Annotated in this window: 27 protein-coding genes and 2 pseudogenes; 13 read left to right on the top strand and 16 right to left on the bottom strand. The window is 70.0% G+C overall.

Annotation, left to right across the window (positions count from 1 at the left end):
* Nucleotides 1–277: 277 nt before the first annotated feature.
* Nucleotides 278–895 carry a sigma-70 family RNA polymerase sigma factor gene (locus HCA58_RS02095; protein ID WP_346775845.1) on the top strand — a complete coding sequence of 206 codons (618 nt, stop codon included), beginning with the start codon at nucleotides 278–280 and terminating at the stop codon, nucleotides 893–895.
* Here HCA58_RS02095 and HCA58_RS02090 read toward each other — a convergent pair.
* The 8 genes and pseudogenes from HCA58_RS02090 to HCA58_RS02060 all read right to left on the bottom strand — a co-directional run bounded on the left by HCA58_RS02090 (nucleotide 892) and on the right by HCA58_RS02060 (nucleotide 7,711).
* Nucleotides 892–1,551, bottom strand: a complete 660-nt coding sequence (locus HCA58_RS02090; protein WP_205807240.1) for a response regulator transcription factor — start codon at nucleotides 1,549–1,551, stop codon at nucleotides 892–894. The genes HCA58_RS02095 and HCA58_RS02090 overlap by 4 nt on opposite strands.
* Entirely contained in the window at nucleotides 1,548–2,753 is a 1,206-nt protein-coding gene (locus HCA58_RS02085; RefSeq protein ID WP_169595991.1) for a histidine kinase, read from the bottom strand. The genes HCA58_RS02090 and HCA58_RS02085 overlap by 4 nt, the downstream gene beginning before the upstream one ends.
* Nucleotides 2,754–2,761: 8 nt before the next feature.
* Complete coding sequence (locus tag HCA58_RS02080) at nucleotides 2,762–3,553, bottom strand: hypothetical protein (RefSeq protein ID WP_169595990.1); 792 nt, start codon at nucleotides 3,551–3,553, stop codon at nucleotides 2,762–2,764.
* A 439-nt stretch (nucleotides 3,554–3,992) separates the two neighbouring features.
* On the bottom strand, nucleotides 3,993–5,000 hold the full coding sequence (locus HCA58_RS02075; RefSeq protein WP_169595989.1) for a LacI family DNA-binding transcriptional regulator: 1,008 nt from the start codon (nucleotides 4,998–5,000) through the stop codon (nucleotides 3,993–3,995).
* A 19-nt stretch (nucleotides 5,001–5,019) separates the two neighbouring features.
* Nucleotides 5,020–6,393 (bottom strand): GH1 family beta-glucosidase, encoded by a 1,374-nt coding sequence (locus HCA58_RS02070; protein WP_169595988.1) that lies wholly within the window; start codon nucleotides 6,391–6,393, stop codon nucleotides 5,020–5,022.
* A pseudogene (locus HCA58_RS02065) lies at nucleotides 6,390–6,560 on the bottom strand (carbohydrate ABC transporter permease); the annotation flags it as partial. The gene HCA58_RS02070 and the pseudogene HCA58_RS02065, both read right to left, overlap by 4 nt.
* A pseudogene (locus tag HCA58_RS23305) lies at nucleotides 6,559–6,701 on the bottom strand (carbohydrate ABC transporter substrate-binding protein); the annotation flags it as partial. The pseudogenes HCA58_RS02065 and HCA58_RS23305, both read right to left, overlap by 2 nt.
* A 245-nt stretch (nucleotides 6,702–6,946) precedes the next feature.
* Entirely contained in the window at nucleotides 6,947–7,711 is a 765-nt protein-coding gene (locus tag HCA58_RS02060) for a maleylpyruvate isomerase family mycothiol-dependent enzyme (RefSeq protein WP_169595987.1), read from the bottom strand.
* Nucleotides 7,712–7,781: 70 nt separating this feature from the next.
* Here HCA58_RS02060 and HCA58_RS02055 point away from each other — a divergent pair, with 70 nt between their 5' ends.
* Entirely contained in the window at nucleotides 7,782–8,864 is a 1,083-nt protein-coding gene (locus HCA58_RS02055; protein WP_169595986.1) for a UDP-N-acetylmuramate dehydrogenase, read from the top strand.
* Nucleotides 8,865–8,908: 44 nt separating this feature from the next.
* Here the strand turns inward: HCA58_RS02055 and HCA58_RS02050 are convergent, their stop codons facing one another.
* Entirely contained in the window at nucleotides 8,909–9,706 is a 798-nt protein-coding gene (locus tag HCA58_RS02050) for a class I SAM-dependent methyltransferase (RefSeq protein ID WP_205807399.1), read from the bottom strand.
* Nucleotides 9,703–10,467, bottom strand: a complete 765-nt coding sequence (locus HCA58_RS02045) for an SDR family oxidoreductase (protein WP_169595984.1) — start codon at nucleotides 10,465–10,467, stop codon at nucleotides 9,703–9,705. The genes HCA58_RS02050 and HCA58_RS02045 overlap by 4 nt, the downstream gene beginning before the upstream one ends.
* A 188-nt stretch (nucleotides 10,468–10,655) precedes the next feature.
* On the opposite strand from HCA58_RS02045, the gene mshA reads away from it, so the two are divergent.
* From mshA to HCA58_RS02030, 3 genes are all read left to right on the top strand, one after another.
* Complete coding sequence (mshA, locus tag HCA58_RS02040; RefSeq protein WP_169595983.1) at nucleotides 10,656–12,005, top strand: D-inositol-3-phosphate glycosyltransferase; 1,350 nt, start codon at nucleotides 10,656–10,658, stop codon at nucleotides 12,003–12,005.
* A 124-nt stretch (nucleotides 12,006–12,129) separates the two neighbouring features.
* Nucleotides 12,130–12,663: a YbjN domain-containing protein gene (locus HCA58_RS02035; protein WP_169595982.1), complete on the top strand. Its 534-nt coding sequence runs from the start codon at nucleotides 12,130–12,132 to the stop codon at nucleotides 12,661–12,663.
* A gap of 77 nt (nucleotides 12,664–12,740) precedes the next feature.
* Nucleotides 12,741–13,439, top strand: a complete 699-nt coding sequence (locus HCA58_RS02030) for a hypothetical protein (RefSeq protein WP_169595981.1) — start codon at nucleotides 12,741–12,743, stop codon at nucleotides 13,437–13,439.
* A 410-nt stretch (nucleotides 13,440–13,849) separates the two neighbouring features.
* Here HCA58_RS02030 and HCA58_RS02025 read toward each other — a convergent pair whose 3' ends face one another.
* Nucleotides 13,850–15,157 carry an MFS transporter gene (locus HCA58_RS02025; RefSeq protein WP_169595980.1) on the bottom strand — a complete coding sequence of 436 codons (1,308 nt, stop codon included), beginning with the start codon at nucleotides 15,155–15,157 and terminating at the stop codon, nucleotides 13,850–13,852.
* Between the two features lie 151 nt (nucleotides 15,158–15,308).
* On the opposite strand from HCA58_RS02025, the gene HCA58_RS02020 reads away from it, so the two are divergent.
* Nucleotides 15,309–16,076, top strand: coding sequence for a phosphoglyceromutase (locus tag HCA58_RS02020; protein WP_169595979.1), 768 nt, complete (start codon nucleotides 15,309–15,311; stop codon nucleotides 16,074–16,076).
* Nucleotides 16,077–16,141: 65 nt separating this feature from the next.
* On the opposite strand, the gene phoU is transcribed toward HCA58_RS02020, so the two are convergent.
* Nucleotides 16,142–16,786, bottom strand: a complete 645-nt coding sequence (gene phoU, locus HCA58_RS02015) for a phosphate signaling complex protein PhoU (RefSeq protein WP_169595978.1) — start codon at nucleotides 16,784–16,786, stop codon at nucleotides 16,142–16,144.
* A gap of 200 nt (nucleotides 16,787–16,986) precedes the next feature.
* On the opposite strand from phoU, the gene HCA58_RS02010 reads away from it, so the two are divergent.
* Together HCA58_RS02010 and HCA58_RS02005 are read left to right on the top strand one after the other, a co-directional pair.
* Complete coding sequence (locus tag HCA58_RS02010; protein WP_346775844.1) at nucleotides 16,987–18,276, top strand: ATP-binding protein; 1,290 nt, start codon at nucleotides 16,987–16,989, stop codon at nucleotides 18,274–18,276.
* 56 nt (nucleotides 18,277–18,332) lie between these two features.
* Nucleotides 18,333–19,016 carry a response regulator transcription factor gene (locus tag HCA58_RS02005; protein WP_169595977.1) on the top strand — a complete coding sequence of 228 codons (684 nt, stop codon included), beginning with the start codon at nucleotides 18,333–18,335 and terminating at the stop codon, nucleotides 19,014–19,016.
* A 23-nt stretch (nucleotides 19,017–19,039) separates the two neighbouring features.
* On the opposite strand, the gene HCA58_RS02000 is transcribed toward HCA58_RS02005, so the two are convergent.
* Nucleotides 19,040–19,849 carry a hypothetical protein gene (locus tag HCA58_RS02000; protein ID WP_169595976.1) on the bottom strand — a complete coding sequence of 270 codons (810 nt, stop codon included), beginning with the start codon at nucleotides 19,847–19,849 and terminating at the stop codon, nucleotides 19,040–19,042.
* A gap of 72 nt (nucleotides 19,850–19,921) precedes the next feature.
* Here HCA58_RS02000 and HCA58_RS01995 point away from each other — a divergent pair, with 72 nt between their 5' ends.
* The gene (locus HCA58_RS01995; RefSeq protein WP_169595975.1) at nucleotides 19,922–20,866 is read left to right on the top strand and encodes a Ppx/GppA phosphatase family protein; all 945 of its coding nucleotides are present in this window, start codon (nucleotides 19,922–19,924) and stop codon (nucleotides 20,864–20,866) included.
* A 76-nt stretch (nucleotides 20,867–20,942) separates the two neighbouring features.
* Nucleotides 20,943–21,749, top strand: coding sequence for a sugar phosphate isomerase/epimerase (locus HCA58_RS01990; RefSeq protein WP_346775843.1), 807 nt, complete (start codon nucleotides 20,943–20,945; stop codon nucleotides 21,747–21,749).
* Nucleotides 21,750–21,775: 26 nt separating this feature from the next.
* Here HCA58_RS01990 and HCA58_RS01985 read toward each other — a convergent pair whose 3' ends face one another.
* The 3 genes from HCA58_RS01985 to HCA58_RS23300 are packed head-to-tail and all read right to left on the bottom strand — an operon-like array spanning nucleotide 21,776 to nucleotide 23,827.
* The gene (locus tag HCA58_RS01985; RefSeq protein WP_169595974.1) at nucleotides 21,776–22,333 is read right to left on the bottom strand and encodes a CGNR zinc finger domain-containing protein; all 558 of its coding nucleotides are present in this window, start codon (nucleotides 22,331–22,333) and stop codon (nucleotides 21,776–21,778) included.
* A 19-nt stretch (nucleotides 22,334–22,352) separates the two neighbouring features.
* The gene (locus tag HCA58_RS01980; protein WP_169596168.1) at nucleotides 22,353–23,519 is read right to left on the bottom strand and encodes a glutathionylspermidine synthase family protein; all 1,167 of its coding nucleotides are present in this window, start codon (nucleotides 23,517–23,519) and stop codon (nucleotides 22,353–22,355) included.
* A 2-nt stretch (nucleotides 23,520–23,521) separates the two neighbouring features.
* The gene (locus HCA58_RS23300) at nucleotides 23,522–23,827 is read right to left on the bottom strand and encodes a hypothetical protein (protein ID WP_240955375.1); all 306 of its coding nucleotides are present in this window, start codon (nucleotides 23,825–23,827) and stop codon (nucleotides 23,522–23,524) included.
* A gap of 69 nt (nucleotides 23,828–23,896) precedes the next feature.
* Here HCA58_RS23300 and HCA58_RS01970 point away from each other — a divergent pair, with 69 nt between their 5' ends.
* From HCA58_RS01970 to HCA58_RS01960, 3 genes are all read left to right on the top strand, one after another.
* Complete coding sequence (locus HCA58_RS01970; protein WP_169595973.1) at nucleotides 23,897–24,817, top strand: proline dehydrogenase family protein; 921 nt, start codon at nucleotides 23,897–23,899, stop codon at nucleotides 24,815–24,817.
* A gap of 367 nt (nucleotides 24,818–25,184) precedes the next feature.
* The gene (locus tag HCA58_RS01965; RefSeq protein ID WP_007465625.1) at nucleotides 25,185–25,394 is read left to right on the top strand and encodes a helix-turn-helix domain-containing protein; all 210 of its coding nucleotides are present in this window, start codon (nucleotides 25,185–25,187) and stop codon (nucleotides 25,392–25,394) included.
* A gap of 221 nt (nucleotides 25,395–25,615) precedes the next feature.
* On the top strand, nucleotides 25,616–25,717 hold the full coding sequence (locus HCA58_RS01960) for an AURKAIP1/COX24 domain-containing protein (RefSeq protein ID WP_007465623.1): 102 nt from the start codon (nucleotides 25,616–25,618) through the stop codon (nucleotides 25,715–25,717).
* The last annotated feature ends 103 nt before the right edge of the window (nucleotides 25,718–25,820 follow it).

Genomic DNA, 25,820 nt, shown 5'->3' with positions numbered 1-25,820 from the left:
GCCTCCGTCTTGGTAGCTACCGGACGACCGCCTGACGGGCCGGTGGCCTTGGCGGTTCAACCCGGAGGTGCAGAACTTCCGGCGCCCCGATTCGCCGGCGTCGCGACGGTCGGCGGTGCGCGGGCTGCGGCAGCGGTCCGCCCGGGTGCTCGGCCGCTGGTGTCGACGCTGCCGGGCCCGGGGTGCCCGGTCGGACGGAGAGCTACGGTGTCGCTCCTTGGCGTTCTGTGGGCCCTTCGCCTCAGGTGCGGCAGACCGCAGGTCGTTAGCGTGCGGTGTGCCGCTGAGACCAGCCGGCCCGGAGGAGGTGACCGCGATGCACACCGATGTCTGCCCGTCGAGACCCGCCGACGTCGACGCGGTCCGCCGGATGCGGGCGATCTTCGCCGCGAACTCCCAACCGCTCTACTCCTTCCTGCTCCGTCTTACGCACGGTCAACGGGAACTCGCCGAGGATCTGGTGCAGGAAACCATGCTTCGGGCGTGGCGTCGGATGGCGGAGCTGCCGTCGGAGCCGGACACCGTACGCCGGTGGCTGTTCATCGTCGCCCGGCACCTGATGATCGATGCTGCGCGGGCCCGTGCCGCCCGGCCGTTGGAGAGCTACGGCGTCGATGTCAGTTGGATGCCGTCGCCGTGCAACGCGGTCGACGAGATCGTCGACCGGCTCGCCCTGGCCGATGCGCTCCGCAGGATCACGCCCGAGCACCGTGCCGTGCTCGTCGAGCTCTACTACGGCGGCGCCTCCGTCGCCGAGGTGGCCGACCGGGTCGGAATTCCGGAGGGGACGGTCCGGTCCCGGTCGTTCTACGCTCTCCGAGCAGTGCGGGGGATCCTCGACCGGGGCGACGACGCGGTGACGACGTCCCGGGTGCAACGGCCTGCCATGGTCTAGGCCTGGTCCGCCCAGCGCACCACCGCCTCGGTGCGGTTGGTGGCCTGCAACTTGGTGAAAATGTTGGCCAGGTGGTTCTTCACCGTCTTCTCCGTGAGGAGCAGCTGACGGGCGATCGCCGCGTTCGAGTGCCCAGCTCTGAGCAACGCCATCACCTCCTGCTCACGCCGGGTCAGACCGAACCTTTCGCGTCGCGCCCGGGCCGCCGCGGTGCGTTCCGCTTCTGCCTGCTCACGGGCCGCCTGCTCGCGCAGCATGGAAATGGTCACCGAGGCGCTGCGCGCCGACAGCCAACCCTCACCGGCCGCCACCGCACGGACCGCACGCAGCAGTTCGGTCGGTTCGAACTCCCCGTGCACCAGATATCCGTGAGCGCCGCCGCGCAGCATGCCGGCGATCAGGTCATGGTCGCCGTCGTTGGTCAGGACAAGGACGCGTGAGTGTTCGGCGAGTTGACGGACCACGCTGAGACCGTCGGCGATCGGCATCCGGTGGTCCAACAGAGTCACGTCGGGGCGTAGCTGTCGAGCGACGGCCATGGCGGTCCGCCCGTCCGCTGCCTCACCGACCACCTTCACGTCCTCGGAGCTGGAAAGGTAACCGTGCAGCGCCATCCGGACGATCGGGTTGTCGTCGACGACCAAAACATTGATCATGCCTGCCATCCGCCGTGCCGGGTCATGGCGGTGTGGGCGACGGTCGACACCGGAACACGGGCCACCACGCTGGTACCCGCGCCGAAGGACGAGTCTAGCCGTAGCGCGCCGCCTACCGCCTGGGCTCGTTCGGCCATGCCGACGACTCCGAAGCTGCCCTGCGCGGACAGGGCGGTCAGCTCGTCGGGAGGAGCGAACCCGGTGCCGTCGTCCTTGATGGTGAGCACCACATGTCCCTCCCATTGGTGCAGGCTGACGTGGACCTGGGTGGCCTTCGCGTGCCGGGCCACGTTCTCCAACGCTTCATTGAGGATCTGGGTCAGCTCGTACCGGGCCGACGGAGTCGGCTCTTCGCCTGTCGTGACATCGACTCGTGCCGGTACCCCGCTCCACCGCGTCCAGGCATCGCACACCTGCCGCAGGTGCTCGGCGAACGGCCGGTCGAGGGCGTCCCGACGTAGCCCGCTGAGCAGTTCGCGAGCCTCACGGATGGCGGTGTCGGCTCCGGCGGAGACGGTACTGGCGAGTTCTTCGGCCAGCTCGGGCTGGCGACGTAGCAGGGTGGGCAGAGCGACGGCTGCGAAGGAGACACCGCGTAGCGTCTTGGCCACGGAGTCGTGCAACTCGCGTGCCAGTCGCGCCCGCTCCGAGGCTGCCGCCGACTGGTACGCGCTGGCCACGGCCACGATCGAAGCGTCGAGGTAGCGGGCCAGGGCGGCGGTCACCACCGCCGCGCCGTAGCCACAGACGATATTGATCATCGGGAAGGCCAACACGAAAGGCGCAGCGACGGAGTCCGCTGTCCCGCCGGTCCGCAGCAGGTGCGCGGCCACGGCCAGCCCGAGACCGGCGTCGGCGATCCAGAGCGGAAACGCGCGGGCCCCGAGCAGCGCGCCGGTGAGGGCGGCGAAGCCAGCGGCATAGCAGAAAAAGGCCACATGCCCCTGGCTGAGCACGAGTACGACGATCATGATGGCCGCGTCGACGACCAGGAACCCCAGCCGCCACCGGATGACATCCGGCCATCGGCTCAACACGGTCACCTGCACGCTCGTGGCGATGGCGATGAGCACGAGGGTGCCGACCGTCAGCCAGGGGTCGTCGGTGAGCCGGATGCCGACGCCGACGGCTGCCAGCGTCAACGCCAACCGGCCGAGCAGCATGGCTCGGCACAGCGCGACGTACGCGACGAATCGGCTCATCCGTGCGGTCAGCTGATAGTGATCTTGTCGATGTCGGGGGCGGGGCCGGCGTCGTTGTAGAAGGCCATGCTGATCCGCCCAGCCGGGACCGTCGCGGTGTACCGCAGGGTTTGCGGTGTGCCCCAGCCGGTTCCGGAGACGCGGTGGCTGGTCGGTGCGGCACCGTTTATGGAGATCTGGAGACCACGTTCGCCGTCGACCTCGTACCTGACGGTTATGGTGCGCCTGCCGGCGGTTGCCGTGGTGAGGTAGGCGGTGACCCTGCCGACGTACCGGACCCGGGCGCCGCCGTCGCAGGTGCCACAGGCGACGACGGCGGCACCGTCACTGAGCAGGTTGCCAGGGTCCTCGGCCTCCACACTCACCGGGCTGAACGATGGTGCCGGCGGGGAGCTGTCCGGGCTGGCGGCGGCCGGTGACGGCGCTACCGGCGGGGTTGGTGCGGGTGCGACCCGGGTGCCTGACTGGTCTGGCGTCGAGGGCGGCCTGCTGCCCGGTGGTTCCGGGGCTGCCGCCGCCCCGGTCGGTGGTGTGGTCGGTGCGGCCGAGGTCGGCACACCGCTGGCGGAGGGCGACTGTGCGGGGGCGGTCGGGCTGCTCGTCGCCACGAAGGACGTACTGCCGGGTGACCGGTTCCCATCCGGTGTCAGAAGCCACGGGACCGCAGCTGCGGTGAGTGCGATCACGCCGGCCAGGGTGGCGACTCCCACCAGTTGCCCGGTGCGGTTAGGGCGATCCGGGGTGCTGTCGAGATCGCGGCGGCCCTCGTCGGCCGGGTGCAACGCCGTTTCGGTGGGCACCGTTGAACTCCCCCACGGATCGGGTCACGAACCTGAGCGTGACGGGCCCACGGTACATACCGGATTTGTTGCCGGACAACGCTGTGCCGTTCCGCTTCGGGCGCGATCCGGCGGGCAACGGGCAGCAAACTGTCTGTTGTGGGCTCGCGTCGGCCGGGGCGGCCCTGTCGTCGACCGGCCGCGAAACTCACCGGCACCGATCGGCGGTCCTGGCGCGACGGCCCGTGAGCAGCATCGAACTGCTCGGATGCTCGTGGATTGGAGGTGAGTAGATCGAACCGGATCGTAGCCGTGTGGTCGGTGAAGCGCCTGAGGCGAAAGACCCGGTTTCCTGGCAGACATCGTGCGTAACGAGGGAGAAATGCCGAATATCACAGAACTCGGCGCGCACTCGGACACCGGATGGTGAGTCAGGGGCAGGGGCCGTCTCAGGTGTAGCTCATGCGGAATCGCGGACGATCAGCTCGGTGGGCAGGATGAGTGCCGGCTCGACCTGCTCACCGGCGGCGAGCCGGAGCAACAGCCGGGTGCCCTGCCGGCCCAGCTCCACTATCGGTTGCCGGACGGTGGTCAGCGGCGGGTCGGTGTAAGCGGCGGTCTCGATGTCGTCGAAGCCAATCACCGCCACGTCCTCGGGTACCCGCCGCCCCGCCCCGCGCAGCGTACGCAGAGCAGCGTGGGCCATCAGGTCCGAAGCGGCGAAGACGGCGTCCAGGTCGGGGTGGGCGGCGAGTAGCTCGCGCATCACCGCCGCTCCCGACTCGCGGGTGAAGTCGCCCGCCGACACCACAACCGGCAGCCCCGCGGCGGCCATCGCGTCCCGGTAACCGGTGAGTCGCTCGATGCCGGCGACCATGTCCTGCGGCCCGGCAATGGTGGCGATCCGGCGTCGCCCGCCGTCAATCAGGTGCTGGACCGCCCGGGTGACCCCGCCGACATGGTCGACGTCGATGTAGGGAATGTCCGCCCCGTCGAGTGGCCGGCCGCTGCACACCACCGGAATACCAAGCGCCGCCAGCCGGGCGGGCAGCGGATCGGCCCCGTGCAGCGAGGCGAACAGCACCCCGTCGACGTGCCGCCCGGTGGTGTACCGGGCGACCCGCTCGTGCCCGGCCGGCGAGCCGGCAAGCATCAGCACCAACTGCTTGTCGGCGGTCTCCAACTCCTGTGCGGCGCCACGGATGATGCCGGGAAAGACCTGGTCGTCGGAGAAGACCCGGGTGGCCTCCTCGGGCATCACCAGAGCGATCGAGTCGGTCCGTTGGGTGACGAGGGTACGTGCGGCCAGGTTGGGCACGTAGCCCAGCTCGGCGACCGCCACGCGGACCGCCTCCCGAATCGGCTCGGCGACCGTGGTCGAGCCGTTGACCACCCGGGAGACGGTGGCCCGGGACACACCGGCCCGCCGTGCCACCGCTTCCAGGGTCGGACGCTGCGCCCCCGCCATCGGAGAAACCACCACCTCGTCACAGCCCGTTCCGGGAGATCACCTCCTGGTACCACCGGGCGCTGGACTTCGGTGTACGCCGCTGAGTGAGGTAGTCGACGTGCACGATGCCGAATCGCTTACGGTACCCCTCGGCCCACTCGAAGTTGTCAAGCAACGACCATACGAGATAGCCCCGCAGGTCGACGCCCCGGGCGATGGCCTCGTGGGCGGCGCGCAGGTGACCGTCGAGGTAGGCGATCCGGTCGGTGTCCCGAACCGGGGTGCTCGCGTCAGTGGCGGGCTCGTCCGGAAAGGCGCCACCGTTCTCGGTGATCAGCAGCGGTACCGCCGGGTAGTCGGTGGCGATGCGTTCCAGCAACCGGGTCAGCCCGGCTGGTTCGATCATCCAGCCCATGTCGGTGAGCGGCCCGACCGGATCCAGGAACTGCACCGCCCCCTCGGTGCCCGGGTACGCTCCGCCGCCACCGGCACCGTCCGGTCGACCGGCGACGTAGGTCGGCGCGTAGTAGTTGATGCCGAGCAGGTCGATGGGCGCTGCGATCGACTTCTCGTCGTCGTCCCGCACGAAGGTGGGCTCGACGATCCGCGCGACATGTTCGCGAACATCGTCCGGGTACCCGCCGACCAGCAGCGGATCAAGGAAGATCCGGTTGTGTAGGCCGTCGACCAGGCGTACGGCGGCGGCATCGGCTGCGCTGTCCGGATCGGCGGGGCGTACGTCGGCGGGATTGAGCGTGACCCCGACACGGTCGGCGCCAGCGGCGCGCAGTGTCTGGACGGCCAGGCCGTGCGCGAGCAGCAGATGGTGTACGGCGGTGAAGGCGGCACCCGCGTCCCGCACTCCCGGAGCGTGTACGCCGTTGCCGTAGCCGAGGTACGCCGAGCACCACGGTTCGTTGAGCGTGGTCCAGGTGCCGACCCGGTCACCCAGGCGGGCGTACACGGCGGAGGCGTAGGTGGCGAAGTGCTCGGCGGTGTCGCGACTGGTCCAGCCGCCCCGATCCTGCAACGTTTGCGGCAGGTCCCAGTGGTAGAGCGTCACGATCGGCTCGATCCCCCGGCCGAGAAGCGCATCCGTCAGGCGGTCGTAGAAGTCCAGACCGCGCGGGTTGACCGGGCCGCTGCCGTCGGGCTGGACGCGGGGCCAGGACACCGAGAAGCGGTACGCCTGCAACCCCAGCTCCGCCATCAGTGCGACGTCGTCGGCGTAGCGGTGGTAGTGGTCGCAGGCGACGTCACCGGTGTGGCCGGCATACACCTTGCCGGGGGTACGGCTGAAGGTGTCCCAGATCGATTCGCCGCGCCCGAAGTCACGGGCCGCACCCTCGATCTGGTACGCCGCAGTGGCCGCACCCCAGAGGAAGTTCTCCGGAAATCGCAACTCAGTCACGCCTTAACCGCACCTTCCATGATCCCGCCGATTATCTGGCGGCCGAACAGGACGAACACCAGTAACAGTGGCAGCGTGGCGATGGCCGTGCCGGTGAACACCTGGGACATGTCCTGGTAGTAGCCGTCGGACAGGGCTCGCAACGACAGCTGGACGGTCGGGTTCTCCGCCCCAGTTGCCGCCGTTGCCCGGCACCCGGGCGATGTCCCACTTGCCCTTGGCCTCCGGCCCTGCGTTGCTCTCGATCACGCCGGTCATCCAGGCGGGGCAGGCGATGGTGGCCAGAGCGACCGCCGTGCGGCGGTGACGCGGGAATGTGCCCATTTTGTCTGATGACCCCTCTCAGGTCGGGGTGGTGGGAGGGTTCTGAGAGCGCTCTCTCGTAGCCTGCAGTCCACCCCGGGGTCATGTCAAGAGAGCGCTCTCTCGGCTCCCGCCACGGAATCGCCCCGACCGACCCACCGTCCACCCGCGCCGACTGATCATGAGGTTGGCGGCAACTGGCGAGATCGACTCTGCCGCCAACCTCATGATCAACGAGGTTGGGAGGAGGTCAGGCGGTGCGGACTCCGTCGAGCAGAGTGCGGTCACCCGCGACCGTCAGGGTGTCGAAACTGACCCGTCCCCACAGCGCCAGCAGCAGGTCGCTGGCGGTGCCGGTGACGTGTACCCGGGCGTGGTGGTCGTCGTGGTCGAGGATGGTTCCGGTGTCGAGCAGGGCGACCCCCTCGCCGCGCAGGCGCAGATACCACTCCTGGTCGGCGTCAGTGGCGGTCAGCCGGACCACACCCATCCACGGGCCGCCCGCCCGGCGCCGGCCAGCCGGCAGCCACGTGTCCAGCACCTCGCTCACCCCGTCGGCTGCGAGCTTGGCCTCGATCGGTTCACCCGCGGCGATGGCGAGCTGGGCGTCCCAGCGGTGCACCGCCGTCTCGTGCGCCATCCGGCGCGGCCAGAAACCGGCCCTCTTCGGCTGGGGAGCCCAGTTCCACGCCGGAGCCTCCGGATCGAGGGACTCGAAGAGCGCCATCAGTTCGTCGTACGCCTGCTGCCACTGCTGCACGACGGTGACACCCGCCACCGACTCGACCGGCGTTGGCGCACTGTCCTGCGGTGCGGCCGACTCACCCGAACCAGCGACGTCGTGGACCCACCGATAGATGCCGGCGAGGTGACGGGTCAGGTCGGTCACGGTATAACCGGGGCAGGACAGCACGGGTGTCTCGGGCGGCGCCTCGGCCACCGCGGCGGCGAACGCCGGGCCCTCCGCCCGGAGCGCGCCGATCCAGAAGTCCTTCGTACCGTGCAATCTGCTCATCGCCATCCTCCCGGGGGTGACCGGGCCACCAGTAGGTGCCACGGCTACCCCTCAGCCTAGGGTGAGAGGCGTGTCCGACGTCTACGCCCAGCCGACATCCGCCACCCAACGCGCCACCACCGGCGATCTGGCGCAATACACCACATTGCGCCTCGGTGGGCCGGCTGAGCGCGTGGTCACCGCCACCAGCGCCGACGAGATCGTGAACCAGGTACGCCAAGCGGGAACGCAAATCCTGCTGCTCGCCGGCGGAAGCAACGTGGTGATCGGCGACAGTGGCTTCTCCGGAACGGTGGTCCTCGTCCGGTCGAGGGGCCTGCGGGTGCTCACCGAGGACGAGCAGACCGTGACGGTACGCGTCGAGGCAGGCGAGCCATGGGACGAACTGGTTGCCGCGACGGTACGCAACGGCTGGTCGGGGTTGGAGTGCCTGTCCGGTGTCCCCGGCTCGACCGGCGCCACCCCGATCCAGAACGTCGGGGCGTACGGGCAGGAGGTCGCCGAGACCATCACCGCCGTGCAGGTCTACGACCGGGTGGCCGGGACGGTCGGGCAGGTCGAGGCGGCCGACTGCGGCTTCGCGTACCGGTCCAGCATCTTCAAGCACAGCGAGCGCTGGGTGGTGCTCTCGGTGGACTTCCGGCTGACCCGCTCGCCCCTGTCCGGCCCGGTGCGCTACGCGGAACTTGCCCGGGCGCTCGGCGTCGAGGTCGGCGTCCGGGTGCCGCTGGCCCAGGCCAGGGCCACGGTGCTGGGACTGCGCGCCGGCAAGGGCATGGTGCTCGACCCGGGTGACCCGGACACCCGCTCCGTCGGCTCGTTCTTCACCAACCCGGTCCTCGACGCTGCGGCGTACGGACAGCTCAGGCAGCGGGCCGCCGAGGTGGGTGAACCACCGGCGTGGCCCGGAGCCGACGGGAAGGTCAAGGTCAGCGCGGCATGGTTGATCGAGAAGGCCGGCTTCGGCAAGGGGCATCCCGGTCCCGAGGGCACAGCCATCTCCACCAAGCACACCCTCGCCCTGACCAACCCCACCGGCACCGCCACCACACGGGCCCTGCTCGTGCTGGCCGGTGCGATCCGCGATGGCGTCCAGACCCGTTTCGGCGTCACCCTGCACCCCGAACCCGTACTGATCAACTGCACTCTCTGACCCGTTGGCCGTCGTCCGACCGGTGAACGTTCGTGGTCTGCGCCCTAGGCGGGGGCGATGGCGGTCCAGGGGACGGTCAGGCGGCCACGGCGCCAGGCACGGGCACGGTCGAGGACGGGCCAACCCCGGGCGTGGACGGTGGACACGGTACGCAGCCATCGTTGGCGAGGGCCGAAGGGCGCGTAGCCGGCGGCGGCGTGCCAGGCATCGTCGAGCTCCCGGAGCAGGTCGTGGATCCGCTCACCCGGCACATTGCGGTGGATCAGCGCCTTCGGCAGCCGCTCGGCCAGCGCAGCCGGGGAACGCAGGGTCGTCAGCCGGGCGGCCAGCGTCAGCGACAGTGGTCCGTCGGCGTCGAGCAGCACCCATCCGGCGAGGCGTCCCACCTCGTCACAGGTCCCCTCGACGAGCAACCCGCCCGGTGCCAGCCCGGCGCGGATCGTGTCCCACGCGCCGGCAACCTCGCTCTCGTCGTACTGACGTAGCACGTTGAACGCGCGGACCAGGGCAGGGCGCAGACCTGCCAGCTCGAAGCCGCCTCGGGCGAAAGTGAGCCCGGGCGGGTTGGCGGCCGGCTGGGCGTCGGCGACGCGTCCCGCATCGATCTCCAACCCGACGACCCGCACATCCGCCCGGACGCGGGCGGCGAGCCGGTCCCGCAACTCCACCGCGGTCACCGGGGTCGCGCCGTAGCCGAGATCCACCACCAGCGGATCCGGCGCGGCACGCAACGGGTCGGCACAGGTCTCCGTGACCCAGTTGTCCACCCGCCGCAGCCGGTTTGCGGCGGTGGTACCCCGGGTGACCACACCGAGCGGCCGGGAGGCCGGCGCCACCATCAGCCCGTCCGGTGCACCTTGTGCTGCGCGGCCTGGGCCAGCGGCCGGACCACGAGCCGGTCCACGTTCACATGCTGTGGTCGGGTGGCGCACCAGGCGACGCAGTCGGCGACGTCCTCGGCGAGCAGCGGCTCGGCGACACCGGCGTAGACCGCCTCCGCCCGCTCGACGTCCCCACCGAAACGGGTCAACGAGAACTCGTCGGTCTTCACCATGCCCGGGTCGATCTCGATCACCCGCACCGGACGTCCGCACAGCTCCAACCGCAACGTGCCGGCGATCGCGGTCTGTGCGTGCTTTGCCGCGGTGTAGCCGCCACCGCCCTCGTAGACGGTCAATCCGGCGGTCGACGAGACGACGACGATCGTGCCGGAACCGGAGGTTTCGAGCGCCGGCAGCAGCGCCTGGGTCACCCGCAAGGTACCGAGCACGTTCACGTCGTACATCCACTGCCAGTCCTCGACCGCGCCGGACTCCACCGGATCGAGGCCCCGAGCACCGCCCGCGTTGTTCACCAGGAGGGTCACCGGCCCGCCGGCCTGCTGCGCGACCTCGGCGAGGCCGGCCACCGACTCGTCGGAGGTGACGTCACAGCCCACCGCGGTGGCGGAGCCGCCAGAGGCGGTGATCTCCGCGACCAGATCGATCAGCCGGTCGGTACGGCGTGCTGCGGCGAGCACGTGGAAACCCTCACCGGCAAGCCGCCGGGCGGTGGCGGCGCCGATTCCGCTCGATGCTCCGGTGACGATCGCGACACGACTCATCCGGCCATTCTCGCTCCCGGCCGGCCGGCGGGCGGCGGGCGGCACGGCCGCCATGAGGTCGGTCACGCCCGAGCGCCTGCCCGACGTATTTCCCGTCGGCGATCGGGAAGATGACACGCGGTAGGCAGCGTTGACGCAGGAGCGCCGGCAGTGCGGGCACGGCATCGATCGTGGCATAGGGAGCGGACGTGGCGAGAGAGCACACCGGCGTCGGTCGTCAACGAGCTGCGCTGCCGTGGCCACGACCCCGGCGGATCGCGACCGTGTCGGTACACACCTCACCGCTGCACCAACCGGGTACCGGGGACGCGGGCGGGATGAACGTCTACATCCTGGAGGTTTCGCGGCGACTGGCCGAGGCGAACGTCGAGGTCGAAATCTTCACCCGGGCCACCTCGGGTGACCTGCCGCCGGTGGTGGAGGTGGCTCCGGGGGTGACCGTCCGGCACGTGATGGCCGGCCCGCTCGAAGGCCTGACCAAGGAGGAACTGCCCGGTCAGCTCTGCGCGTTCACCGCAGGGGTGCTGCGCGCCGAAGCGGCCCGCCCGCCAGGCCACTACGACCTCGTCCACTCCCACTACTGGCTCTCCGGCCAGGTGGGTTGGCTGGCCAAGGACCGTTGGGGAGTGCCACTGGTGCACACCGCGCACACCCTGGGCAAGGTGAAGAACGCGCAGCTGGCCGCCGGCGACCGGCCGGAGCCGAAGGCTCGGTTGATCGGCGAGGAACAGGTGGTCACGGAGGCGGACCGGCTGGTGGCGAACACCCGGGTCGAGGCGCAGGACCTGATCGGCCGGTACGACGCGGACCCCACCCGGGTCACCGTGGTCGAGCCCGGCGTGGACTTGGATCGCTTCCGTCCCGCCGCCGGTGATCGGGACGCCGCCACGACCGCCGCCCGGATCCGGTTGGGCCTGCCGGCCCGAGGCCACCTTGTCGCTTTCGTCGGGCGGATCCAGCCGTTGAAGGCGCCCGACGTACTGATCCGGGCGATCGCCGCCCTGCAGGCACAGGATCCCGCGTTGGCCCGAGAGGTCTCGGTGGTGATCTGCGGCGGCCCCAGCGGCACCGGGCTGGATCGGCCCACCGCGCTGATCGAGCTGACGGCGACGCTCGGCGTCACCGACCGGGTGCACTTCCTGCCCCCGCGTACCGGCGCGGAACTGCCCCTGCTGTACCAGGCGGCGGATCTGGTCGCGGTGCCGTCGTACAACGAATCCTTCGGTCTGGTCGCGCTGGAGGCGCAGGCCTGCGGTACACCTGTGGTGGCCGCCGCCGTCGGCGGACTGGTCACTGCGGTTCGCGACCAGGTGAGCGGGGTGCTGGTGCACGGACACGACCCGTCGGACTGGGCGCGTACGCTGGCCCGCCTTCTGCCCGACCGGGCCCGACGCACGGAGTTGTCCGTCGGTGCTGCCCGGCACGCCGGGGCCTTCTCCTGGCACCGCACAGCCGCCGGTCTGCTCAGCGTCTACGGTGAGGCGATCGCCGACAACCGGGCCGGGCTCGCGGCGGAACTCACCGTCTCCCGCTGCTGACGCGGAACGCTTCCCGGCACCGGCGGGCAGCCTACCGGGGGTGCGCCCGGCCGATGGACCGGATCCGACGGTCACTCGCCGGCGGCCGGGCGGTGCGGTGGTGGTCCGCCGTAGAGTTGGTCGGATGAGTGATCTCGGTGCCCTTGTCGAGTCCGTCTGCGCGGAGCGGGAACTCGCCTGCGAGTCCACCGGCCCGGGGTCATACGCGGTGACCCTGCCCGGTACGCACAAGCTCAAGACGATCTGCAACCTGATCGTCGGCGAGCACGCGCTGCGGATCGAGGCGTTCGTGATGCGCCAGCCGGACGAGCGGCGCGAGGAACTGTGGGCCTGGTTGTTGCAGCGCAACGCGAAGATGTACGCCGTGTCGTTCTCCATCGACGCGGCGGGCGACGTCTATCTCACCGGCCGGGTCAACCCGCACGCTGTCGACGCCGACGAGCTTGATCGGCTGCTCGGCGCGGTGCTCACCTACGCCGACGAGTCCTTCGACACCATGTTGGAGATCGGGTTCGGCAGTTCGATCCGCCGCGAGTGGGAGTGGCGGGTGAAGCGGGGCGAGTCGACCGCGAACCTCGCGGCCTTCGCGCACCTGTTCGAGCCTGCGGCGGCTGCCCGGTCGGCTCCACCGGACGTCGGAGGTTCGGACCGCTCCTGACGGGTAAGCCGCTGCGCGCGGTGCGGCGTTGGGACCCGCCGCGCCGAGACAGCGAGTGGCGAGGAGCGTGAGCGTCCATGGCTCAGCGAAGCAGCTCGGGTCGCGGCGGTACCGCGACCAGGACCAGACGGCAGGGTGGCGACCGGACCCCGAACACGCCTCGGATCTCCGAGTCGGAGATCGCCCGGATGCGGGTGGACGACCTTCGGGGACAACTGCGGCGACACGGGGTCTCCGGCATTTCGGCACTACGTAAGCCGGAGTTGGTGAAGACGCTCGTCAAGACGTTGCGGGCCGGCGGCGCCGGGCGTCGCGGCAGCGGCCCGGCCGGTCGGGCGGCCAGCACGAAGAAGGCCGGCACCGCCGGCAGGACGACAGGCGCGGCCCGCAGGTCCGCCTCGGGTGCGGCGCGGACCGGTCGGTCGACTTCCCGGTCGGTCCGGTCTTCGCAGCTGATCTCGTCGTTGCAGGACCGGCCGGAGCGCCTCGGGCGCAGCCTGGTGACCACCAGCCACGACGTCATTCGACGATGGGCCCGGGAGCGGGGAGCCAAACCGGCGACCGTCAGCGGTACCGAGCGTGCGGGCCGGATCGGGGTGCTGACGTTCAACATGCCGGGTTATCGGGAGAGCAGCCGAATCCGCGAGATCACCTGGGACGAGTGGTTCCACACTTTCGACCTGCGGAAACTCAACTTGATCTACCAGGAGCAGATGCGGGACGGCCGGCAGAGCAACTTCTTCCGGACCGAGTCACCCGACCGTGAGGACGGGTGAGAGGTTTACCGGAATAGCACCCGGGTAACACCTGTTGGCCTAGAACCGAGAGGACCCTGGGCGTCATCTTGAACAGGACTGCCGCTGTGACGGGCGAGACAGCTGCGTGGGTTGAATCGCGAGGTCAGGCCGCATTAGCTTTACTGCACCGTGTCGCGCTCGGCACCGTTCGGGGGAGCGGCGGATCGATGAGATCTGTACGACCGGGTGGGGCACGGAGGACAGGTGGACCGACACCGTTGGGGGACGGTGGCCCACCTGTTTGGACCGGCGGCGCGAGCGGGCGTCGCTTACGGGGGTGAGTGCCGCCCGCCGCCGCCGGTCGTACGGGAATGAGCCCCCCCGCGGGGGGGGGGGTGGGTAGGGCCGCTGGTGCAGCCCCCGGGGCGTTTCACCCTCGCGCGGGGCGTTCAACCTCGCGAGGTGGTCACCGGCTCGGCGGCCTGCGGTGCGGCGGGTCGGGGTGCGGTCGACTGGGTGGTGACCACCGGTTCGGCCCGTACGGTACGCAACGCGAGGGCACGCCGTTCCCGTGCCGGCCCGGAGAGCAGGTGGCCCACCGCCATCACCAGACCGATCGCGGCGCAGCCGGCCCAGAGGGTCGCGTTGCCGGCCTGCTCCCGCACCAACCCGCCGAGGATCGGTGCCGCCGCCCCGGCCAGCTGCCAGGAGAGCGAGAAGACGCCCTGGTAGCGTCCGCGCAACTCGGCGGGGGAGAGTTCGGCGATCAGGGTGGCGTTGGACGGCGAGTTGAGCATCTCGCCGATGGTCCAGATCAGCACGGTCAGCCCGTAGAACCAGGCGACCTCGGCGAACGCGGTGAGCCCGAAGCCCACGCCCATCACCACCGCGGCCAGGGCGAGCACGTGTGACCGGCTGCGCCCCTTGATCAGCCGGGGTACGAAGAGCTGCCCGGCCACGATCAGCACGCCGTTGAGTGCGATCACCGACCCGTACGTGGCGGGGCTCAGACCGGAGTCGGCCATCGCGATCGGCAGCATCGAGATGTGCTGGAGGAAGACGAGCGCTCCGAGCAGGTTCAGGGCGACGAAAACGAGATACACCCGGTCGGCCAGGATGGCCCGCAGGGGCCCGGCCGGTGCGCCCCCGCGCGGCAGGTCGACGGTGATCGTTCGGGTCTCCTTGACCTTCACGAAGATGATCAGTGCGGTGACCACCGTGGTGGCCGCGTTGACCACGAAGAGCAGCAGGTAACCGGCCTGTGCCGCGAAGCCGGCGAGCACTGCGGCGCAGGCGAAGCCGAGATTGATCGCCCAGTAGTTGAGCGAGAAGGCACGCAGCCGGTCCCGATCCGGCACCACATCGATCATCGTGGCGCCGAATGCCGGGCGGGCCGCCTCAGCGAAGAGGCCGAGCAGCAACGCACCTGCCGTGACCGTCCACAGGTCACGGGCGAAACCCAGGGCGAGCATCATCGTGGCGGCACCGAGATGGGCGGTGAGCAGGGTCGGTCGGCGGCCCCACCGGTCGGTCAGGGTGCCGCCGGCGGTGGTGCCGAACGCGCCACCCACACCCCACGCACCGAGCACCAGGCCCGCCTGCGCGGCGGAGAAGCCGCGTTCCTGGGTCAGGTAGATGGCGAGGAAGACCAGGACGAACGAGCCGAGCCGGTTGATCAGCGTGCCCGTCCACAGGTACCAGAAGGTCCGCGGTAGCCCGCCCGTGGTGTCCCGGAACCAACCCCGTACAGCGCGCACGCCCGCGCCCCCGTTCCCGTAATGCCTGATGTTCTGTTGGATCCTTACCAACCTAGTGGGCTGCCGGAATCGCGGTCATCCGTATTTCCACGTGGTGGTCGTCACCACCCTTCCCGCGCGGTCCACCACGGGGTGCGGCAGGATGATCCGCATGACAGCTAGCGAGGGGCCCACCGTCGGGACGCTGGTCCTGCTGCGGCACGGCGAGAGCGACTGGAACGCCAAGAACCTCTTCACCGGCTGGGTCGACGTCGACCTGACCACGAAGGGGGAGAGTGAGGCGCGTCGTGGTGGCGAACTGCTCCGCGAACACGGCCTGCTGCCGGACGTGGTGCACACCAGCGTGATGCGTCGCGCCATCCGGACCGCCGAGTTGGCACTCGACGCCGCCGACCGACACTGGATCGCGGTGCGTCGGTCGTGGCGACTCAACGAGCGTCACTATGGCGCATTGCAGGGCAAGAACAAGAAGCAGACCCTTGAGGAGTACGGCGAGGAGCAGTTCATGCGCTGGCGCCGCTCGTACGACACCCCGCCGCCCCCGATCGCGGATGACGACGAGTGGTCGCAGGTCGGCGATCCGCGGTACGCGTTGCTGCCGACCGAGCTGATGCCGCGTACCGAGTGTCTGAAGGACGTCGTCGAGCGGATGCTGCCGTACTGGTACGACTCGATCGTGCCGGACATCCTGGCCGGTCGTACGGTGCTGGTGGCCGCGCATGGAAACTCGCTGCGGGCGCTGGTGAAGCACCTGGACCAGATCAGTGACGAGGCCATCGCGAAGCTCAACATTCCCACCGGGATTCCGCTGCGCTACGACCTGGACCCGCTGCTGCGTCCCCAGACGCTCGGGGGCACCTACCTCGACCCGGAGGCCGCGAAGGAGGCCGCCGCTGCGGTCGCCAACCAGGGCCGCTGAGCTGGTCGATTCGTTTGGGAGGGACCCCTGCCGTGCGCCCGGCGTCGACAGGGGCCCCTCCTTCGTCAGGGGACGGTTTCGCCGGTGATCAGGTAGACGACGTGCTCGGCGCTGTTGACCGCGTGGTCGGCGAAGCGTTCGTAGAATCGCCCCAGCAGGGTGGCGTCGATCGCGGTCTCCACACCGTACGGCCAGTCGGCGCCGAGCAGCACCCCGAACAACCCCTTGTGCAGCTCGTCCATGGCGTCGTCGTCGCGGTCCAGCTCGGCGGCGAGGTCGGCATCGGGGCGGGCCAGCACCGAGGCGATCTTCTCGGCCATCCGGTCGGCGATGCCGGCCATGTCCGTGAAGACCGGGCGCAGCTCGGCCGGCACAGCCGGCGACGGGTGTCGGCGCAACGCGGTCTTGGCCACGTGGTCGGCCAGGTCACCCATCCGCTCCAGGTCGGCAGCCACGTGCAGCGCGGTGATCATGGCCCGCAGGTCGGAGGCGACAGGTGCCTGACGGGCCAGCAGGTCACATACCCGCTCCTCGACCTGGTGGTAGAGCTCGTCGATCTCCGCGTCCCGTTCGATCACGGACTCGGCCGCCCGGCGGTCGGCGGTGAGCAGGGCCCGGGTCGCCTGCCGCAGTGCCGCCTGGATCCCCTCCGCCATTTCGACAAGCAGTTGGCTGACGGCCTGAAGTTCGGCCCGGAACTCGTCGCGCATTGTCGTGTCCTGTCGGTCGGTGCCGGCGCTCCCGCCAGCGGGGATTCGCGCAGCTAGGACGCGAAGCTATGACTCCCGGGCGGATCGGAGGTGAACACCGATGAACTGAGCCGGGCGTGCAGGTGAACTTCTTCGGAAGTGAGAGTGCTTCGTCCTGTTCTGGGCGGTAGTCAGGTTAACAATGACCCTACGATCGCCGAGTGACGTGGGCGGTGACGGTAGGTGTGGCTACGGCCCTGGTGGTCGGGGTCGGCGCTGGCCTGTGGCTGTCCCGCACGATCCCGAGGGCACGCCGGTCGACCGGCCCCACGGGAAACGGGTGGGCCGGTTTCCGGTTCGGCAAGGGGAGGCTCGCGATCGTCGACGACATTCAGGTCGAGCTCGGCCGCCGCGCGATCGATTCGCTGCGCGCAGGGGTAGTGGTGCTCGACTCAGACGATGTGCCGGTACTTGTCAATCCGGCGGCACGGGCGATGGGACTGCTTCGGACGGGGGGACAGCCGGGTTCGATCACGGCGCATCCGCTGATCCGTACCCTGGCGGGGCAGGTGCGGCGCACCGGTGTGCGGCGCGAGATCGAGCTCGACCTGCCCCGAGGCCGCGACAACGCCGGAGAGAACCCGCTCGGCGTGCACCTGAGGGCGATGGGACTGGGCAGCGGGTACATCGCGGTGGAAGCGGCCGATGTGACCGAGTCGCACCGGCTGGCCCGGGTACGTCGAGACTTCGTGGCCAACGTCAGCCACGAACTGAAAACCCCGATCGGTGCGTTGCAGCTGCTCGCCGAGGCGCTGCTCGACGCCACCGAGCCGGCCGACGAGGGGCGCCCGGATCTTTCCGAGGACCTGATCGCCGCCCGGCGGTTCGCCGAGCGAATCCAACACGAGTCGACCCGGTTGGGGCGGCTGGTGCAGGAGCTGCTGGAGCTGACCCGGCTACAGGGCGCCGAGCCGCAACCGGCTCCCGAACCGGTCGCGGTCGACTGGGTGATCTCCGAGGTGATCGATCGGACCCGGACCGCTGCCGCCGCCCGCCGGATCGAGGTGACCGTCGAAGCGGAGCGGGGCCTGACCGTGTACGGCAGTGACAACCAGCTCGCCACCGCGGTGGCGAACCTGGTGGAGAACGCCCTCAATTACTCGGCTGAGGACACGACGGTACGCATCGCCACCCGTACCGCCGGGGAACAGGTGGAGATCGCGGTCACCGACCAGGGAATCGGCATCGCCCCCACCGACGTCGAGCGCATCTTCGAGCGCTTCTACCGGGCCGATCAGGCGCGCTCGCGAGCGACCGGCGGTACGGGCCTGGGATTGGCGATCGTCAAGCACATCGCGAGCAATCATGGCGGCCGGGTCGACGTGACGAGCACTCTTGGTGGTGGGTCGACGTTCACCCTCCGGCTGCCAGCCAGTCCGCCTGACGACCTGCTGGCGACACTGCCACCTGCTGGGATCGAGGCCGGTCCGGCCGAGCTCCGGCAGGTCTGAACCGCACCTGGATCAGGCTGGGCTCCGCCCGGTCCGACCGATGAAAGGAAACGCCGTTGAGTCGCGTTCTGGTGGTCGAGGACGAGGAGTCGTTCTCGGACGCACTGTCGTACATGCTGCGCAAGGAGGGTTTCGAGGTCACCGTGGCCGCCACGGGGACGTCGGCTCTCACCGAGTTCGACCGGACCGGCGCCGACATCGTCCTGCTCGACCTGATGCTGCCGGAGATGTCCGGTACCGAGGTCTGCCGGCAGTTGCGCCAGCGTTCGCACGTGCCCATCATCATGGTCACCGCGCGGGACAGTGAGATCGACAAGGTGGTCGGCCTGGAGATCGGCGCCGACGACTACGTGACCAAACCGTACTCCCCCCGGGAACTGGTCGCCCGGATTCGCGCGGTGCTGCGCCGGCAGAGCCCGGAGGCGCCCGAGTCGGGTGCGCCGACGCTTGCGGCCGGCCCGGTCCGGATGGACATCGAGCGGCACGTGGTGACGGTGGACGGCGGGGCGGTGCAGTTGCCGCTGAAGGAGTTCGAGCTACTTGAGCTGCTGCTGCGCAATGCGGGTCGGGTACTCACCCGGGGCCAGCTGATCGACCGCGTCTGGGGTGCCGACTATGTCGGCGACACGAAGACGCTCGACGTGCACGTCAAGCGGCTGCGCTCGAAGATCGAACCGGAGCCTTCCACCCCGCGCCACATCGTCACCGTGCGCGGCCTCGGCTACAAGTTCGAGCCCTGATCCGCCCCGCCCACCCCCGGGTGTCAGGCGTTGTCGGCCGGGTGCGGCGCGACGAGGCCCTGCCGGCTCCGTGCCGCGCACAGCTCGGCCAGTTTCGTGTACGCGGGCTCGCCGATCAGTGCGGTCAGCTCCGGGGCGTAGGACGAGTACATGGGTTCGGTGCCGACGTGGGCGTCGGTGGAGGAGGTGCACCACCAGTCGAGATCGTGCCCACCGGCGCCCCAGCCGCGCCTGTCGAACTCGGCGAGCGTGGACACCAGCACCTTCGTGTCGTCCGGCCGCTTGACCCACTCCTGGTCGCGCCGGATCGGCAGTTGCCAGCACACGTCCGGCTTGTACTCCAGCGGATGAGCCCCGTCGCGTAGCGCCTGGCCGTGCAGCGCGCAGCCACCCCCGCCTGGGAAGTCCGCGTCGTTGAGGAAGACGCAGGGCCCCTCCGCATCCCGCGTGGCCGTCCGCCGTGCGGGGTTCCTACCGTCGACGGTGTCGTTCTCGGTCCAGTTCTTGAATCCGCGCCGGTGGTGCTGCCAGGTCTGCGGCGTCAGCCGCTTCACCGCGGCGCGTACCCGCGATTCGTCGTCGGAGTCGGTGAAGAACGCACCGTGCGAGCAGCAGCCGTCGGCCGACCGGCCGGCGACGATGCCGTGGCAGCCCTTGCCGAAGATGCAGGTCCACCGGGACAGCAGCCAGGTGAGGTCGGCTCGGATCAGGTGCCGCTCGTCCGCCGGGTCGACGAACTCGACCCACTCCCGGGGAAAGCCCAGCGGCACCTCCCGGCTACGCGGGTCGGCCGGGTCGTCCACCAGCACATGGAGTTCGATCTGCCCTGTCACCCGGCCAGCGTACGCGTGGTGTGGCGGGCGGGCCGCTCAGTGGCGCGAACCCGGTGGGCCTAGGGTTCTTCCATGCGATTGGGTGTCCTCGACGTCGGTTCCAACACGGTGCATCTGCTGGTGGTTGACGCCCATCGTGGCGCGCATCCGTGGCCGGCGCACTCGGAGAAGACCGTGCTGCGGCTCGCCGAGCAGATCGGTCCGGATGGCGCACTGCGCGAGGCTGGATCGGCCGCGCTGATCACGGCGGTGGAGGCGGCGCGTACGTCGGCTGCCGCCCTGGAGGTCGACGACCTGATCGCCTTCGCCACCTCGGCGGTGCGCGATGCCACGAACGCGGCCGACGTACTGACCCGGGTCAGGGATTCCACCGGCGTACGGCTGGAGGTGCTCTCCGGTGCCGACGAGGCGCGGATGACCTTTCTCGCGGTCCGGCGGTGGTTCGGTTGGTCCGCCGGGCGACTGTTGGTGCTGGACATCGGCGGCGGCTCGCTGGAGGTCGCGGCCGGTGTCGACGAGGATCCGGACGTCGCGGTGTCCCTGCCGCTGGGGGCCGGGCGGCTGACCAGGGACCGGCTCGGCGTCGATCCGGACAGCGCTGTCCCGCCCACCCCGGAAGCGGTGGAGGAGTTGCGGCAGTACGTCGACGTTCAGCTCGATCCGGTGGTCGAGCGGATGACCGAGGTGGGGTGGGAACGAACGGTGGCGACCTCCAAGACGTTCCGTACGCTGGCCCGGCTCGCCGGTGCGGCACCCAGCGGCGCCGGGCTCTGGGCTCGACGCCGGCTCACCCGGTCCGGGCTGCGGCAGGTGCTCGGCTTCATCCGGTACATTCCGCCGGCGCAACTCGTCGAGTTGGAGGGGGTCAGTGCCGGCCGGGCCCATCAGCTGCTGGCCGGTGCCGTCGTCGCCGAGTCGGTGATGCGTCGGCTCGGGGTCGACGCGGTTGACGTCTGCCCGTGGGCGCTACGGGAGGGTGTGATCCTCAGCCGACTGGATCGACTAGCTGCGGTGTGATACGGATCGTCCATCGATGTCCGCTTCGCCGGTTCTCGTCATGATGCCCGGACGTATCCCGGCTACCCTCGATGGTGTGACTTCCCGCGTCCCGGTGCTCCTGTCCAGTTCCTCGGTCTTTCCTGAGCGGACCGCGGCGGCGTTTCAGCTGGCCGCGACGCATGGCTACGACGGCCTTGAGGTCATGGTGTGGACCGACGCGGTCAGCCAGGACGCGGGCGCGCTGCGGGGACTCTCCGACCACTACGGGGTGCCGGTCCTCTCCGTGCACGCACCGTGCCTGTTGGTCACCCAGCGGGTGTGGAGCCCCGATCCGTGGGAGCGGCTGCGCCGGGCGGCGGTGCTGGCCGAGACGCTGCAAGCGCCGACGGTCGTGGTGCACCCGCCGTTCACCTGGCAACGGGACTATGCGCGAGGCTTCGCCGAAGGGCTCGACCGGGTGGCCGGCGAGTTCGGTGGTCTGCGGTTCGCGGTGGAGAACATGTACCCGGTACGGATGGCCGGCCGCCAGTTCGTCCCGTACGTGCCCGGATGGGATCCCACCGAGGTCGGTTACGCATCGTACACGCTGGATCTGTCGCACTGCGCGGCCTCGCACAGCGACGCGTTGGCGATGGCGGACCGGATGGGCGACGGTCTGGCGCACGTTCATCTCGGGGACGGCACCGGTGAGGGTCGCGACGAGCACCTGGTGCCGGGACGAGGCAACCAGCCCTGCGCCGAGTTGCTGCGTTCACTGGCCGGGCGGGGCTTCTCCGGATCGGTGGCGGTGGAGGTGACCACCCGGGGGGCGAAGAGTCGGCAGGTACGGGAGACGGATCTACGCGAGGCGCTGGCCTTCGCCCGGCAGCACCTCAGCACGACGTCACCGGTCGACGTCTGAAGCCCGACCGTCCCCACCGGGGCAGATCAGGAGACCGGTGTCAGTGTCTCCGGCTGGCTGGGCACGGCAGCCCGCTTACGGGCCCGGTGCGCGGCCACATGCGAGCGGGTGGCGCAGCGCTCCGAACAGAACCGCCGGCAGCAGTTCGACGAGGTGTCCAGGTAGACGTTGCCGCAGCGGTCGTCGGCACAGACGCCGAACCGGGCGCTGCCGTACTCGCACAGCCACACCGACAGACCCCACACCGCGCCAGCGAGGTACTCCGAACTGACCGAGGCACCTCGGCTGGTCACGTGCATGTGCCAGTCGCTGGAGTCGTGCCCCGAGATGCGCGGCTGCACCGGGAACGCCTCCAGCAGGGTGTTCAACTCGTTCACCGCCTCGGTGTCGCGCCCTGAGGTGCCGTACTCGAAGACGTCACGCAGCCGCTTCTGTGCGCGCCGGAAGGTCGGCAGGTCCCGTTCCGCCACCTCGTCGCGCATCCACCCCTGGTCGTCGCAGAAGACGGCACGCAGATCGTCGAGGTCGTCCAGGCGCGCGTTGACAAGGTCAACCCCGGTCCGGGCGTACGCATCGAAGTTCACCCCCCCAACGGTAGACGACTCATGCCGGGCGTGGCGCGTCGATGTAGTGCGGCAGGAAGCGCGCATAGCCGTCGGTGATCAGGCTGGTACTCTCCCGCAGCCCAACGCCGGCAGACTCGCCGTCGACGACCCAGCTACCCAGTACGAGGTGGTTGCCGGCGTACTCGGGCAGTGCCCGGAACTCCTGGTAGCAGTAGCCCTCGTCGCCGTAGTCACCTGGACTGTCGATCTCGCCACCGGGGGTGACGATCCGCACCGCGGCACCCTCCCGACCGAGCAGCGGCTTGGCGACGTACTCGGACATCCCACGCGGCGAGTCCAGGTAGGCCGGCAGCAGCAACTCGTGCCCCGGGTAGAGCTCCCACAGCACGGCGAGCAGCGCCTTGTTCGACAACAGCAGCTTCCAGGCCGGCTCGATCCAGGTGGTCGGGGTTCCCGGCTCCAGCGCCAGCGGGCCGTACGGTTCGGCGAGCATCCACTCCCACGGGTAAAGCTTGAAGCAGGTGGTCACCGGGCGGTCCGCGGCGTCGACGAAGCGTCGGCCGTCCCAGCCGAGCATCTGGATCGGCAGCAGGTCGACGTCGAGGCCCGCTTGGCGGGCGGTCTCGGCCAGGTAGCCGGCGGTCATGTGATCCTCGCCGGTCTCCTCCTCGTTCGACCAGACCACGTGCACCTGCCGGTCGTGCAGCCCGGCGCCGATCTTCGCCCAGGCGCCGACGAGCCGCTCGTGCAGACTGTTCCACTGATCCAGTTCAGGCCGGGTGTGCTCCAGCCAGTACCACTGGATGATGCTCGCCTCGACCAGGGCGGTCGGGGTGTCGGCGTTGTACTCCAGCAGCTTCGGCGGCCAACTACCGTCGTACCAGAGGTCGAAGCGGCCGTAGAGGGTCGGTGGCGTCTCCCGCAGTGCGCGGGCGACCGCCTCGGCCGCCCACGCCGGGATGCCGAACTCGGCGTACCGGTCACGCGCGACCACGTGTTCGGCGGCGGCGACCGACATCCGGTGCAGTTCCTCGGTGGCCTCCTCCAGCCGTAGCACCTCGTCCAGTTCGAAGGCGTACGCGGCGGACTCGTCCCAGTACGACATCGTTCCACCGTCGGGTAGTTCCGTGTCGACGTAGACCAAGCCCTGGTCGCGGATGGTGCTGTCCCAGTCGGGGCGCGGTGTGGTCAGCTCGCGGCGCATGCTCAACCGCCGCAGGAGGCGAGGTGTGTGCCGAAGCCACTGCGTTCGGGCACCGCCGCGCCGACCGGAGTGGGGGCGGCGCGGCCGACGCTGTTCCCGGCAGTCGGGGGCACCCGCAGTGCCAGGGAGACCGTCTCACCGCCACCGGTGGGGCCGAGGGCGCAGTCGTCATCGTCGTCGTCGGAGGTCATGTCGCAGCCGGAGAGGGCGAGCGCCAGAGCGGTGATCGCGCCGAGCTGCACGGAGGCCGACCGGAGCCGGCGGCGGGGGCGTTGGTCCACGACATGGTTGTAACCGATGAACGCCATCCCGTCCGCCCCGCGCCGCAGGCCGGCAGGGCACGTATCTTGCGGTGGAGTGGGCGTTACGCTCGGCTCATGCTCCGTACCGTCATCCTCGCCGCCTCCCGGTCAACCCGGGTCGAGCGGCTCGTCGCGACGGCCCCGTTCTCGCGGGACGTCGTCCGCCGGTTCGTCGCCGGCGCCAAGACCGACGACGCGTTACGCGCGACCCGCGAACTCGTCGACGACGGTCTCGCGGTCACCCTCGACAACCTCGGTGAGGACACCGTCACCGGCGAGCAGGCCAACGCCACCCGGGACGAGTACCTCGCGTTGCTGCGGATGCTCGCCGAGGCGACGTTGACCCCTGCCGCCGAGGTGAGTGTGAAGCTCTCCGCGCTCGGTCAGGGATTCGACGAGCAACTCGCCTATCACAACGCCCGGGCGATCTGCGCCGCCGCCGAGGCGGCGGGCACCACGGTCACCCTCGACATGGAGGACCACACCACCACCGACTCGACCCTGGACATCCTGGCCAAGCTCCGCAAGGACCACCCGTCGACCGGGGCGGTGCTACAGGCATACCTGCGGCGTACCGAGTCCGATTGCCGCGAGTTGGCCGCCGCCGGGTCACGGGTGCGGCTGTGCAAGGGCGCGTACCGGGAGCCGGAGTCGGTGGCGTACCAGTCGGCCCGCGACGTCGACAGGTCGTACGTCCGGTGCCTCAACATCCTCATGTCCGGCGACGGCTATCCGATGCTGGCCACTCACGATCCGCGCCTGATCGCCATCGGCGAGGACCGGGCACGCTGGTTCGACCGTGATCCCGACCGTTTCGAGTTCCAGATGCTCTACGGCATCCGGCCGGAGGAGCAGGCCCGTCTGGTGGGCGAGGGTTACACGGTGCGTACCTATCTACCGTACGGCGACGACTGGTACGGCTATCTGATGCGCCGTCTCGCCGAACGCCCCGCCAACCTGGCGTTCTTCGCTCGCGCGCTTGTCTCCCGGAAGTAGCCCGTAGCCGCCGGGCACCCCCGATCGACACGATCGGGGATGCCGGTTAGGTGTCTCGGCAGCGGTCGGCATCGTCTTCGGGGTGGTACCCGCCCAGCGGGCCGGTCGACTCGACCCGGTGGTGGTCCTGCGTGCCGAGTGAGATCCTCGATACCCGCGGCCGAGGTTGATCGTCGCCAGAATCTTGAGGACGCTACCCGACCAGGGGTTTTTCGCCGCCGCACCGGCACGATCCATGATCAGTTGCAGGAAGGGATCGCGCCGGTCACAGCCGTCCCGCTACCGTACTGGTAACACGCGCGTCGCCGGCCGCGCGGGAGGACCCGTGTGGCGGCACGCGCCGGGCATGGGATGGGTCGGGTGAGCCATGGCCGGGTCGCAGTCCGACGGTCGGCTGTCGGAGGTCAAGTTCCTGACCGTCGCCGAGGTGGCAACGGTCATGCGGGTGTCGAAGATGACGGTCTACCGCCTGGTGCACAGCGGCGAGCTGACCGCGGTGCGGGTGGGCAGGTCGTTCCGGGTGCCGGAGCACGCGGTCCACGAGTACCTGCGCGGCGCCTTCCAGGAGACCGCCTGACCCTGGTGCGGCCGGGCCACCCGGGCCCGGTGGAACGGGCATCGAGCGGGGGCGCGTTGGTCCTGCTGACGCAGTCCCGCTACGCTGGACTCCGATCGTGACCGCTGGTGCGCTCCGCCGCCCACCCCGCCGGTCCGGTCCCTGTCCGCAAGCGGTCGCCGACGCCACGGGTTCGTGGTGTCCTCCCGGTCGCGCCGCACGTTGCATCGAAAGGCTGTCGTATGGGCTCGGTGGTCAAGAAGCGCCGCAAGCGCATGGCTAAGAAGAAGCACCGCAAGCTGCTGCGCAAGACCCGCGTCCAGCGTCGCCGTCTCGGCAAGTGACCGACGCCGGGCCTGGTCCCGGCGTCCGTCCCTCGCCAACTGTCGACCCTCGGAGGCTCAGGTGATCAGGCCGTGGCTGCCCCGGCTCGGTCCCACCTGCCGA

The organism is Micromonospora sp. HNM0581 (assembly GCF_012726175.1).
Taxonomy (GTDB): domain Bacteria; phylum Actinomycetota; class Actinomycetes; order Mycobacteriales; family Micromonosporaceae; genus Micromonospora.
Note: the sequence above shows the minus strand (reverse complement) of the source record. Positions and strands in the feature narration are given on the sequence as shown.